The organism is Streptomyces sp. DH12, assembly GCF_020873895.1.
GTDB lineage: Bacteria > Actinomycetota > Actinomycetes > Streptomycetales > Streptomycetaceae > Streptomyces.
Map to the genome: position 1 here is coordinate 1 of NZ_JAHWGT010000012.1, position 12,392 is coordinate 12,392.

General features: G+C 74.2%; 12 protein-coding genes. 3 read left to right on the forward strand and 9 right to left on the reverse strand.

All coding sequences use genetic code 11. The features are described from left to right. From LPA54_RS13005 to LPA54_RS13015, 3 genes are all read right to left on the reverse strand, one after another. Window positions 1-533 (reverse strand): cellulose binding domain-containing protein (locus tag LPA54_RS13005; protein ID WP_228977012.1); only part of this gene is annotated, 533 nt, incomplete at its 3' end. 132 nt (window positions 534-665) lie between these two features. After that, on the reverse strand, window positions 666-2,078 hold the full coding sequence (locus LPA54_RS13010; protein WP_228977013.1) for a HAMP domain-containing sensor histidine kinase: 1,413 nt from the start codon (window positions 2,076-2,078) through the stop codon (window positions 666-668). After that, window positions 2,075-2,764: a response regulator transcription factor gene (locus LPA54_RS13015; protein WP_228977015.1), complete on the reverse strand. Its 690-nt coding sequence runs from the start codon at window positions 2,762-2,764 to the stop codon at window positions 2,075-2,077. Before LPA54_RS13015 ends, LPA54_RS13010 begins: the two co-directional genes overlap by 4 nt. Window positions 2,765-2,833: 69 nt before the next feature. On the opposite strand from LPA54_RS13015, the gene LPA54_RS13020 reads away from it, so the two are divergent. Continuing rightward, window positions 2,834-3,439, forward strand: coding sequence for a hypothetical protein (locus LPA54_RS13020; protein ID WP_228977017.1), 606 nt, complete (start codon window positions 2,834-2,836; stop codon window positions 3,437-3,439). Between the two features lie 163 nt (window positions 3,440-3,602). Here LPA54_RS13020 and LPA54_RS13025 read toward each other — a convergent pair whose 3' ends face one another. The 6 genes from LPA54_RS13025 to LPA54_RS13050 all read right to left on the reverse strand — a co-directional run bounded on the left by LPA54_RS13025 (window position 3,603) and on the right by LPA54_RS13050 (window position 9,039). Further along, entirely contained in the window at window positions 3,603-5,354 is a 1,752-nt protein-coding gene (locus LPA54_RS13025) for a sigma-70 family RNA polymerase sigma factor (protein WP_228977019.1), read from the reverse strand. A 664-nt stretch (window positions 5,355-6,018) separates the two neighbouring features. Continuing rightward, entirely contained in the window at window positions 6,019-6,195 is a 177-nt protein-coding gene (locus LPA54_RS13030) for a hypothetical protein (RefSeq protein WP_228977021.1), read from the reverse strand. A 52-nt stretch (window positions 6,196-6,247) separates the two neighbouring features. Continuing rightward, a complete protein-coding gene (locus LPA54_RS13035) occupies window positions 6,248-7,246 on the reverse strand; it encodes a hypothetical protein (RefSeq protein WP_228977024.1) in 999 nt (332 codons plus the stop codon). Window positions 7,247-7,392: 146 nt separating this feature from the next. Beyond that, window positions 7,393-7,584 (reverse strand): hypothetical protein, encoded by a 192-nt coding sequence (locus LPA54_RS13040; RefSeq protein WP_228977026.1) that lies wholly within the window; start codon window positions 7,582-7,584, stop codon window positions 7,393-7,395. 163 nt (window positions 7,585-7,747) lie between these two features. Beyond that, a complete protein-coding gene (locus tag LPA54_RS13045; RefSeq protein ID WP_228977028.1) occupies window positions 7,748-8,620 on the reverse strand; it encodes a spermidine synthase in 873 nt (290 codons plus the stop codon). Window positions 8,621-8,706: 86 nt separating this feature from the next. Continuing rightward, complete coding sequence (locus tag LPA54_RS13050; RefSeq protein ID WP_228977030.1) at window positions 8,707-9,039, reverse strand: helix-turn-helix transcriptional regulator; 333 nt, start codon at window positions 9,037-9,039, stop codon at window positions 8,707-8,709. Window positions 9,040-9,154: 115 nt separating this feature from the next. Between LPA54_RS13050 and LPA54_RS13055 the strand changes: the two genes are divergently transcribed. Both LPA54_RS13055 and LPA54_RS13060 read left to right on the forward strand, forming a co-directional pair. Beyond that, window positions 9,155-10,771, forward strand: coding sequence for an MFS transporter (locus tag LPA54_RS13055; RefSeq protein ID WP_228977033.1), 1,617 nt, complete (start codon window positions 9,155-9,157; stop codon window positions 10,769-10,771). A 37-nt stretch (window positions 10,772-10,808) separates the two neighbouring features. Next, on the forward strand, window positions 10,809-12,311 hold the full coding sequence (locus LPA54_RS13060; RefSeq protein WP_228977034.1) for an FAD-dependent monooxygenase: 1,503 nt from the start codon (window positions 10,809-10,811) through the stop codon (window positions 12,309-12,311). Window positions 12,312-12,392: the final 81 nt, after the last annotated feature.

Consider the following 12,392-nt stretch of genomic DNA (forward strand, 5'->3'; position numbering starts at 1 on the left):
GGGGGGGGGGGGGCCGGTGTGGGATTCGGGGTGGCGCCGGGCCCGGGGGTGGGCTGCCCGGTGGGGCGGCCGGTGGGGACCGGCGTCGTACCGGGGGCGGCGGAGCACGCGACCGCGTCGATGAGGCAGCCCGTCGGGTCGCCCGCCGCGCCGCCGTCCGCGCCGGTGACGAAACCGACGCCGACCGAGGCACCGGGCGCCAGATCCCGGTTCCAGCTCTCGGGCTCCACCGTCACGTGCCGCCCCTCGACGGTGTGCCGGCCGTTCCACAGCGAGTTCAGACGCGTACCGGCGGGCAGGTCGAACTCCAGCTTCCATCCCGAACGCGTCACCCCGGTGGTGTTGGTGACGACGTACTGGCCGGTGTACCCGCCCGCCCAGGCGCTGGTCCGGGTGTACGCGGCGCTGACGCCGGCGGCCTGCGCCGTGCCGGTGAAGGCGAACGCCGCACCCGCGGCCACCGCCGCCGCGACCAGCGCGCCGACCGCCTTCGCCCTGCCGCCGGCCCTGCGCCGGTGCGTGGTCGTTCCCATCGATGTGCCTGCCTCGTGTCCGGGTGGGGGGTGGGTGCGGCAGCACGCTAGCCGCCACCCACCGGACAAACCGCCCCCCAGGCACGGGACTCGGGGATCTTAGGCTCCGCTTAAGGAAGCCATGGGCGTGGATTAAAGGTGGGTGCCGGGGCGGGGGCGGGGTGCGGCTCGCTGGCCGCGTCGGCCGCGCCGTCCGCGTCGTACGCCCGGCCCCGGGCGGCTGCCGTCGAAGCCGAGCCGGACCCGCACCTCCGTACCGCCCAGGACGGAGCGGCCGATGCGGACGTCGCCGCCCGTCGACTCGGCGACCCGGCGCACGATGTCCAGTCCGAGCCCCGTCGAGCCGTCCCGGGCGCCGCTGTTGCCGCGGGCCAGGGCTGCGCGCGGGTCGGCGATGCCGGGCCCGGCGTCCGAGACGAGGACGATGACGGCGTCGTCGCCGTTGTGGACGTCGACCGAGAAGGCGGCACCCTCGGGTGTGTGCCGGAAGACGTTGCCGAGCAGCGCGTCCAGCGCCGCGGCCAGGTCGGGGCGGGCGACCGGGACCCGTACCGCCCGCTCCACGCCGGCCAGCCGCACCCTGCGGCCCTCGTCCTCGGCGAGCGCCGACCAGAACGCCATCCGGTCGCGGACCACCTCGGAGACGTCGCAGCCGCCGCCCGGCCCCGCCGCCCGCGTCTGCGGCCGCGCCTCCCGCGCGGTGCGGATGATCGTGTCGACCTCCCGTTCCAACTGCTCGACGGCCGCCCGCGTCTGGTCGGCGGCGGGCCCCTCGCCGAGGGAGGCGGCGTTCAGACGCAGCACCGTGAGCGGGGTGCGCAGCCGGTGCGACAGGTCGGCGGCCAGCTCCCGCTCGTTGGCGAGGAGCCGCACGACCTGGTCGGCCATCGAGTTGAACGCGACGGCCGCCGCCCGCAGTTCGGCCGGCCCGTCCTCCGGTACGCGCGCGCCGAGCCGCCCCTCGCCGAGGTCGTGGGCGGCGCGGGCGAGGCGCTGCGCGGGCCGCACCGTCCGTACGCCGAGCCGGTCGGCGACGGCGACCGACCCGATGACGAGCGCGACGCCGACCCCGGCGAGCACCAGCCAGGCCGTGGTGAGGCCGCGGGTCAGCTCGCCCTCGGGGACGAACACCTCGACGACGGCGATCTGCCCGGTGCCGAGCGCGGTGGGCTGGAGCAGGACCGAGCCGCCGGCCACGTCCGTCACCGAGGCGCGCGGCACCCGCCGTACGGTGTCCAGGTCCGCGGCCGTGGCCCGCCCCGCGCCGATCCGCACGGCGCTCGCGGCGGGCCGGCCGGGCGGGGCGGGTACGTGGACGGCCATGCGGCCGTCGGCGCCCGCCTGGGTGGAGGCGACGGCCCGCTCCAGCGCGGCCCGGTCGGTGGTGATGGAGAGGGTGGGGCCGATCGCGGCGGCCTGCCGCTCGGCGTTGCCGAAGGCCCGGTCGCGGGCCAGCTCCTGGGTCACCATCCCGAGGGGGACGGCGAAGGCGATGACCACCATCGTCGTGACCGCCAGCGCCACCTTGACCAGCGCCCACCTCACCGGGGCGGCTCCAGCTTCACCCCGACGCCCCGCAGGGTGTGCAGGTAGCGGGGGCGGGCGGCGGTCTCGCCCAGTTTCCGGCGCAGCCACGACAGGTGGACGTCGATGGTCTGGTCGTCCCCGTACGCCTGCTGCCACACCTCGGCGAGCAGCTCCCGGCGCGGGACGACGACGCCGGGCCGCCCGGCGAGGAAGGCGAGCAGGTCGAACTCCCGGCGGGTCAGGTCCAGGTGGCGGCCGTCGAGCTCGGCGCGGCGGCGCAGCGGGTCGACGGCGAGACCGCCCACCCGGAGCACCGCGTCCGGGACGCCCTCCCCGGCGCCGCCCCGCGCGCGCCGCAGGACGGCGGCGATCCGCGCGGACAGGTGCTCCACGGAGAACGGCTTGGTGAGGTAGTCGTCGGCGCCGTCGTTGAGGAGCCGGACGATCCCCGCCTCGTCGTCCCGGGCCGTCGCGATGATCACCGGTACGTCGGTGACGCCGCGCAGCATCTTGAGCGCCTCCGCCCCGTCCAGGTCGGGCAGACCGAGGTCGAGGATGACCACGTCGAACCGGTTGTGGGCCACCTCGCGCAGCGCCTCCAGGGCCGTGCCGACGCTCCGCACGGTGTGGGAGGCGTCGGTCAGGTGCCGGATGAGGGCGGAGCGCACGAACTGGTCGTCCTCGACCACGAGCACACTTGCCATGGGCGGCACCGTACGCCATCAGGCGGAATGAGGGGGACCGGTGTTGACGCCGTGGCGGCGTGGTGCAGTATGGCCCCGATGCGAAGAGGACTCGTCCAGGCCCTGGCGTGGTCGTCCGCCACGGGCGCGGCGGTCACTCTCTCGTGGTGGGGCGTGCACACGGTGCTGGCGGGGAGCGTGTACGACCGGCCGAGCGCCCTGCCGCTCGCCGCGCCGGGTGACGACGCCCCGGCCACCGCGCCGCCGGCGCCGCCGCGTTCGGCGTCCCGGCCGGGCCCGGGAGCCCCCGCGCCGTCCGCCTCCACCTCCGCCTCCTCGTCGCCGTCCGCCCCGGCGGGCCGCCCGTCGGGGCGGCCCCCGTCGTCGGCGCCCGCGGACCCGGGCGGCTCGCCGTCCGCCCGGCGGCCCGCCCCCGCACCGTCGGCATCCGCGCCGGGTACGGCGACGGGCACGGTCCGCAGCTACGCCGTCGACGGCGGGCGGGTGGCGTTCGACCTGGGCGAGACGTCGGCCGAACTCGTCTCGGCGACCCCGGCGTCCGGGTGGCGGATGCAGGTGTGGAAGCACGACTCCTGGATCCGCGTCACGTTCACCCGGGACGGCCGGGAGGTCTCCGCGTTCTGCGTCTGGCACGACGGCCCGCCCCGCGTGGAGATCGACGAGCGCGACACGTAGGCGGGGCGGGGGTACGGACACCGGGCCGGGTACGCAACGGCACTTGCACCGGCCGCACCCGCCGGCACCCGCCGCGTGCACCGGCGGGGACGGGCACCGGCACCGGGACCGGCCGGTCGTACGGCCCGGGCGCGTACCGGCCGCGGGGCCGTCCGGGCGTCCGTCAGCCCGCCGCGCCGAAGACCTGCGTCCACCACGGGCCGCCCGAGGCGTCGTGCCGGCCGACGCCCAGCTCCTTGAACGAGCAATTGAGGATGTTCGCGCGGTGGCCGGGGCTGTTCATCCACGACTCCATGACGGCCTCGGGGCTCTGCTGGCCGCGGGCGATGTTCTCGCCGTACGTGCTCCACCGGTACCCGGCGGCGGTGATGCGGTCGCCGGGGTCGGTGCCGTCCGGGGAGCTGTGGTCGAAGTAGTCGCGGGCGTCCATGTCCTCGGAGTGCCGCAGGGCGGCCGTGTCGAGCAGGCCGTTTCGGGAGACCGGGCCGCAGCCGGCGCGTGCGCGCTCGGCGTTGACGAGCGCGGTCACCCGGTCGCCGGACGACCCGTCGCCGCCCGAGGGCCGGGTGGCGCTGTACCGGCGGCCCGTTCCCCCGGAGCCGTCGGTGTCGTCGCGCCCGGGGGCGGGGGTGGTGGCGCGCGCGGGCGGGGTGGCGGCGCGGCCGGGCGCGGCGGAGGGGCCGGCCGGCGCCGAGGGCTTCGCCGAGGCGGACGCCGACGCGGACGCGGAGAGGGACGGGGAGGGGGACGCGGAGGACGGCGCCGCCGACGCGCTCGGGCTCGGCCCGGTCGGGGCCGCGGGTGGGAGGGAGCCCACCGCGACGGACCGGGCGCCGCCGTCCCCGGGCAGCGCCGACTGCACGCGCACGGCGTCGGCGTCGCCGTCCCCGGGCAGCAGTACCACCCCGGTCACCGCGCCCGCGCCGACCAGCAGCGCCACCGCGGCGCCCGCGGCCGTACGGCGGCGGCGCGCCCGTGCGGCGCCGCGCTGCGCCGCCCGGCCGCCGACGACGACCGCCGGACCGGCCCCCGGACCGGCCGCCCGGCCGTGCGCCGTACCCGCCGCCGGGGCTCCCGCCGCGCTGACGGCCGGGGTGGCGGCGGTGGTCTCCGCGAGGGACGGGCCTCCACCGCCCGGCAGCGCCGCCAGCAGCCCGGCCGCCACCGGCACGAGGCCGAGCCCGGCGAGCAGGCCCTCGGCGGGCACCAGCCCGGCCTCGTACCCGGAGCAGACCGTGCAGTCGCGCACGTGCCGCGCCAGCCGCTTGCGCCACAGCGCCGACGGCGCCCCGTCCCAGGGGCCGAGCACGTCGTCGAGGAGCACGCACCGCGGCACCGCCGCCAGGGCGCGCACCACCAGCCGTGCCGTCTCCAACCGGCCCTTGGTGCGCTGCACCCGTACGGCGGTGTGCTGCGGCGACAGCTCCAGCGCGGCGGCCACCTCGGCGCGGGTGAGGCGGCCCGCCGCCTCCAGCCACCACAGCGACAGCAGCTCCCGGTCGTCGGGGTCGAGCCACCGCGTCGCCTCGGCGACCTCGCGGCGCTGACCGGACAGGCCCAGCCGGACGATGGTCAGGTCCACGAAGTCCGCGCCGGGGTCCGCGACCTGCTGGACCCGGTCCGGTTCCACCGCCACCGCGCCGGTCCGCCGCGCCGCGTGGTGGGCGCGTATCGAGTTCATGGTGATGGCCACGAGCCACGGCCGGAAGCGGTCGGGGTCACGCAGGGCGTCGAGTCCCCTCAGGGCCCGGATCAGCGACTCCTGGACGACGTCGTCCACGTCGGCGTGGCCGTTCAGGGCCCGTCCGACGATGTTGTAGACGAGGGGGAGGTAGGCGGCGATCAGCCGGTCCTGCGCCCATGACTCCCCCTGCTGCGCCGCTTCGACCACCGCGGCTTCCCGTTCCCTGTGCACGTCGCGCCCCTCACTGTCCCCGGGCGGCGCCCGGTCCTCGTTCGTCTGGCACGAGGGGAGACCCGGCGGCGGGGCGCGGATAACAGAAATGACGGGAACCGCGAAAACCCGTCCGGAAACCGAACCGACGTGCAGGGGCGGCCCGTCCGGGACGCCGGGCCCGGGGCCCCGTCGGCGCCCGCGGACGTCATGCCGTGCGTGGGACAGGGCGGGAGTACGACCGGGCACGATGGGCGAGGAGCCGTCGACGTGGGGCGAGTTGCTGCTCCACGCCGCCGTCGCGGCCCTCCCCACCGCCGTCGGCCGGGGCGTCGGTCCTCTCCCCCGTCGGCTGGCGACGTGGCCGACGGCACCGCTGCGGCTCCGTCGGCGGGCGCGGTCCGCCGACCGCCGGCCCCTTCCGTCCGAGGGTTGCTGTCGTCGGTGCGGACCTCACTTCCGCAAGTGCTGCGTCGACGAGGCAGCGGTCAGGGCAAATGCGGTTCACGCGGGCCGGGTACGACGGAGAAGGCGTCGCCCCGAGCGGAAGCGGTGCCCTCTCCTCACGTTTCGCCCACGTCTCCTTGCGGGCCGGCACGACGGATCAGCACTGCGGGAGCCCGGACAGGCCGTGCTCCCGCAGTGCGCCACCGGACGCAGATGACTTCTCCCGCAGCCGGTCGACTCACTCGCCCCGTCGTGAGGTGAGCTTGGCCCAGGCATACTCGAAGGCGATGGTGGCGCCGAGGACGAGCAGCACGGCCCAATACCAGGCGAGGTCAAGCAGTACGGCCGCGATCAGTACCGTGAAGAAGATGATGGCCCAACCCCACCACGGCCTGGGGTATGACGGCTTGCTCACGATTTTCCTTACGTTCGATCCCGAGTTGCCCGGCCGCTCCGGGTGCTTGACCCTACTTGCAGTTTCCGCTGCTGACCTTGGTGAGCTTGCTGTTACGAGGCAGGATCTTGGTCTGGTAGCACGTTCCGGCGTGGAGGCTCTTGTCCTTGATCTGGCTTCGGAGGAAGGCCCCCCAGTCCTTGACCGTCTTGTACCCGACAGCAGAGCAGATGGCCGTCGCAGCTCGCTTCAATCCAATGTGCGGAATCTTGTCCAGGACTGAGCAGCCGGCAAGGTTGGCGAAGTACCCGACGCTCCCCGCCGCGATCGCGTAGGACTTCCACTCGTAACCCCACGCGTTGAAGTACGCACCCACACCAAACGTGATCTTGGGATCTGCGACCACGGGAAACGTGGTGTCCTCAGACGTCTGCACCGTCTGGACGAGAGTGTTCCCTTCCAGCCGGTAACTGGTATCAATGGGTCGGCCGGTGGCGTCCTTGGCCCACGGCGCGTCGACCGTGGCGATCACCTCACCGATGCCGTCGACCTCCTGGCGGGCCAGAAGGTACCCTCCGTCCCCATCGTCGACCAGACGCACGTCATCCCCCAAGACCAGCGGGAAGCGCTGTTCCTGGGAGGCCGTGGAGTCCTTCAGGGTGACGAGCGTGCGGACGCCGCCATCGGAGGTCGCCTGGACGGCAAGGTCGGTTGCGTGGGCGACGTCCTTGTAGACAACGGTTCCGGACTCCGACGTCATGGCGGTGGCGCTTTCGGATGCTCCCTGGAGCGTCAGCGACACAGCATCGCCGGACGAGGCCTTGGCCTCAATCCGGCCTTCTGCGGTCGGCGGCATGATCACCGTCACACTGCCTTCGCCGGCACCGGTAACTGCCTTTGCGGCGAAGGACCCTTCGACGACCGGTTTGGTCACGTCGACGACTCCAGTCGCCTTCTCGACAACCAGCGCGGACGATCCCGTGCCCGCCGAGCGGACGGAGTCGGCCGAGGCGGGAGAGGCAGTCACGATGAGCACCCCTGCCGAAAGCGCCGATATCCCGTTCAGAAGCATGGAAGAGCGTGCAGACGCGCGCATCTTGTTTACCCCCCACAAGGAAACTTTCGTAACAACGAGGCCGCTTGGTCAGAGCGGCGGACGCCATGGTAGACATCGGGGGCACCGAAGTGATCACAGATTGAGCAAGATCAGAGGTTCGCTCAGCGTTCGGCAGTACCGCTTACGGCAAGGCGGGGTGGTCGATCCGCGATCCGCTCCACGATCGCCCGTGCCTCCGACAGCACCCGCCGCATCGACACCTGCTGCTCGTACCCCGCACCGACGGCATGGAGTTCCTTGAGCGCCTGACCGTCCACACCGCGGCCGACCGCTCCGGCAAGGGCCGCCTCCACCGACCACGCCCCCTCACCGACTGGCCGCCGCTGGGGCCGTCGCGAACGGGCTGAAGCGGCCGGACCGGTCACCTGGCCCGGAACGCGGCGGTCACCACCGTGCGGACACGGCAGAAGTCCGGTTCCCGGGAGCCACCCGACCACCGGCGACGAGCGGCCGGATCTAGGCGTCGAAGGCCGACGGCGGGGGCGGCGGGGAGGGCTTGGCGGAGGCGTCGGTGGTGGGGGTGGCGCCGCCGGTGAAGTCGGTGAGGGCGCGCCCGTGTTCGACCCGGCCGGGGTGCGGGTCGGTGGCGACGCGGCGGGTGAACTCCGCGACGGGCAGCGGGACGTCGGCCGCGACGAGGACCGCGTTGCCGAAGCGACGGCCCCGCAGCACGACGGGGTCGGCGGCGAGCGCCAGTTCGGGGAAGACGGCCGCCGCGGTCGCGATCTGGCCGCGCAGATGGGCCAGGGGCGGCCCGTCGGCGATGTTCGCGGCGTAGTGGCCGCCCGGCTTCAGCACGCGCCGCACGTCGGCCAGGAACTCGGTGCTGGTGAGGTGCGCGGGGGTGCGGGCGCCGCTGAAGACGTCCGCGACGACGAGGTCGGCCCACCCGTCGGGGAGCCGGCCGAGGCCGGCGCGCGCGTCGCCGCCCCGCACCCGTATCCGCGCGGCCGGGTCGAGGGGCAGGGCGCGGCGGACGAACTGCACGAGCGGCGCGTCGATCTCGACGACCTGCTGCGTGGAGCGGGGCCGGGTCGCCGCGACGTACCGGGCGAGGGTGAGGGCGCCGCCGCCGAGGTGGACGGCGTGCAGGGGGCGGCCGGCGGGGGCGGCGAGGTCGATGACGTGGCCGAGGCGGCGCTGGTACGCGAAGTCGAGGTGGGCGGGGTCGTCGAGGTCGACGTGCGACTGGGGTGCGCCGTCCAGCAGCAGCGTCCAGGCGCGGGCCCGCTCGCGGTCGGGGACGAGTTCGGCGAGCCCGCCGTCGACGGTCTCGCTCAGGGTCTCCGGGGCCGCCGTACGCCCGCGCCGCTCTCTGTTCCTCGCCACAGGACCATTATCGGCCGCCCCCGCTTCCCCCCGCCCCGCGGGCCGGGGACGGGGGGCGGGGGGGCCGGGGCGGGGCGAGGGTGGCGTCAGGGCACGCGCCGCGTCTCCGGGGGGTTCTCCCGGATCAGGTCCAGCAGGCCGGGGAACCGGGTTTCCAGGTCGGCCCTGCGGAGCTGGGCCATGCGGCTGTTGCCACGGTCGACCTGACGGATGAGCCCGGCCTCCCGCAGGATGCGGAAGTGGTGGCTGCGGGTCGACTTGGACACCGGCAGGCCGAACGAGGAGCAGTGCCGCTCGGACCCCTCCGGCCCCCGGACGAGTTCCGAGATCACCTCGTACCGCAGGGGATCGGACAGGGCGTTCATCACGGAACGCAGGTGCATCTCTTCCAGCGAGGGGTGCCCCTCTGCGTCGGGCATGACGGCTCCTTCGGAAGGTTCTACTTGCATGGTACCTGCGCCGCATGCCAGGTTAAGGTTCGACACAATCCGAACCTCCCCGGTCGGTCGACGCGGGGACGTCCATGGAGCACGCATGTCCACACAGACCGAGTCCCCCCTCGGCGGCGCACCGGCGCCCACCGAGGCGGCCACCCTCGCACCGCACGCGGGCGCGGGCCCCCGGCAGACGCTTACCCTGATCGCGGTCCTCCTCGCCGTCTTCGTCGTTCCCACCTCGATCTCCGGTACCGCCGTGGCCCTGCCCGGTATCGGCGCTGACACCCAGGCGGGCCTCGTTCCCCTGCAGTGGGTGGTCAACGCCTTCAACGTCTCCTTCGCGTGCTTCACGCTCGCCTGGGGCTCGATCGCCGACATCATCGGGCGCGTCCGCGCCTTCGCCATCGGCGCCGGCGTCTACGCCGTCGCCTCGCTCGGAAGCGCGCTGGCCGGGAACGTACTCCTGCTCGACGCCGCCCGCGCGCTGGCCGGACTCGGCGGTGCCGCGATCTTCTCCTGCGGCAGCGCGATCCTGTCGACCGTCTTCAGCGGCCCGGCGCGCGCCAAGGCGTTCGCGCTCTTCGGGACCGTCGCGGGCATCGGTGTCGCCGTCGGACCCTCCGTCTCCGGCCTGCTCGTCCAGACCCTCGGCTGGCGCTGGGTATTCGCGCTCCACGCCGTGGCCCTCGCCCTCGTGCTCCTCGCCGTTCCGGCCATCGCCCGCTCGACGGCCGAGTCCCGCCGCACCGACGCCCGCGTGGACGTGATCGGCAGCGCCCTGTTCGTCGTCGCGATGCTGCTGCTGACCACCGGCATCGTGCAGGGATCGCAGTGGGGCTGGGCCAGCGCGGGCGTGCTCGGGCTGTTCGCCGGAACACTCGTCGTCCTCGTGGTGTTCACCGCCGTCGAGAAGCGCCGCGAGCACCCGATGCTCGATCTGAGCGTGCTGGCCAACCACCGCTTCCTCGCACTGTGCCTGGTCCCGGTCGCCGCGTCCTTCGGCTTCGTGACGATGCTGACGTACCTGCCGACCTACCTCACCGCCGTGGCGGGATACACGAGTGGCGCGGCCGGGCTGACGATGGTCCTGCTGACCCTCCCGGTCCTCGTCTGCCCCATGCTGGCCGCCAAGCTGGTCTCCCGTGGCGTCCCCGCCCTCACCCTGCTCTACCTCAGCCTCGTCTGCCTGGTCGTCGGCGACCTCGCGCTCACCCTCTTCAGCCCGGACGTCGCCATCGCGGTCGTCGCCCTGCCGATGCTCGTCACCGGCGCGGGCATGGGGCTGTCCGCGGGTCTGGTCGACGGACAGGCACTGGAGAACGTCGCCCCCGAGAAGGCGGGCATGGCGGCCGGCTTCCTCAACACGCTGAGGCTGGGCAGCGAGGCCATCGCCGTCGCCGTGTACGGCTCCATGCTCGCCACCACCCTCGGCACGAGGATCCGCGAGGGTGTCGGGGGTTTCGACGGCGCGGGCGACCCCGCCGCACTCGCCAACGAGGTGGCGGGTGGCGGCTTGACCGCGGCGGCGCGGACCGTCCCCACCGACCAGCGCGACCGGTTCACCGACTTCCTGGTCGGGGCGTACGACTCCGCCTTCGACACGATCCTGTGGGTCCTGGCGGCCGTCTGCCTCGTCCTCTTCGTGGTGATCGTGGCGCTGTGGCGCCGCGGCCGGACCGCACCGGCCGCCACCGGCACCACGGCAACCGGCTGAGGCCGCGGTGGCCCGGGCCAAGGACGAGGAGAATCAGATGTTCCCGACTCGGCACTACGGTGTCGCGATCGTCGGCGGAGGGCCGGTCGGCATGCTGCTCGCAGCGGAACTGGGCCTGCACGGCGTCAGGACCGTCGTACTGGAGCGCCACGCCCGGACCGTGGACCAGCCCAAGGCCGGCACGCTGCACGCGCGCACCGTGCAGTCCTTGGCGCGGCGCGGCCACCTGCCCACCCGGCGCGGTGGCCGCCTGGACGAGCCGGCCACCACCGCCTTCCACTTCGCCGGTATGCCCGGCTTGACCATCAGTGCCCCGGCGGTGGAGGGGCAGCCCATCGCCGGGCGCTCCCAGGCCGACCTGGAGCGGACGTTCGAGCGGAAGGCACGCGACCTGGGGGTCGAGATTCGCCGCGGACATGACGTCGTCGCTCTCGCCCAGGACCCCGGCCGGGTGGAGATCACCGCCGAGCAGGGCGACGGACGGCGCACCAGCCTCACCGCCGACTACGTGGTGGGCGCGGACGGAGCCCGCAGTACCGTGCGCGCCCTCGCGGGCATCAGGAGCGAGGAGTACCTGCCCCGCGTGGCCGCCCTCCTCGGTCAGGTGCGCCTGCTTGACCCGGCGGGGACGCCACCCGGCTGGAACCTCACGCCGCGCGGCTGGACGGTCGTCAACGTCAACCCGTTCGGATACAGCCGTGTCATCACCTTCGACTTCACCGGACCCCACGCGGAGCGGCACGCCCCCGTCACCCTCGACGAACTGCGTTCCACCGCGAGCCGGATCGCCGGGCACGACATCCCGATGACCGACGCGGTCTTCACCAGCCGCTTCAGCGACTACACGCGGCTGGTCCACCACTACCGCGATGGGCGGGTCTTCCTCGCCGGCGACGCGGCGCACGTGCACTTCCCGGTCGGCGGCCAGGGACTCAACCTCGGCCTCCAGGACGCGCTCAACCTCGGTTGGAAGCTGGCCCTCGCGGTGCGCGGCCACGCGGGCAAGGGTCTGCTCGACACATATCACGACGAGCGGCACCCGGCCGGGCGGCGGGTCATCGAGAACACCCGGGCCCAGCTGGCCCTGATGCGACCGGGTGAGGAGAACGAACCCCTGCGGGCACTCTTCGCCGAGTTGCTCAGACTGGACCAGGTCGGAACGCACCTCGGTTACATGATCAGCGCCCAGGACACCGCCTACCCCTCGCACGGCGGCTCCCCGTGGGAAGGACGCTTCCTGCCCAATCTTCCCCTGGCGATACGGGGGACGGACAGCTGCGTGGCAGACGTGTTGCACCCGGGCCGGCCGGTCCTCCTGCTGTTCGGTGACGCCGGTGAGGAGTACGCCCGGACGGCCGCCGCATGGGGGCATGCCGTGGACGCCGTACGGGCCCGGGCGCCGCAGCCCCTGCCGTGGGACGCGTTGCTGCTTCGCCCCGACGGCTACGTCGCGTGGGCGCCGGCGGCGGGTGCCGACCCACCGGGCGGACTGCGGGCGGCGCTGCGGGAGTGGTTCGGCGAGGCGGTGGACGACCGTTGACCCGTCCGGGACCGGACACGTGAGTGCCCCGGACCCTCCGTCGAGGGCCCGGGGCACTCACCGGCTGGCCGGCGCTTGGTT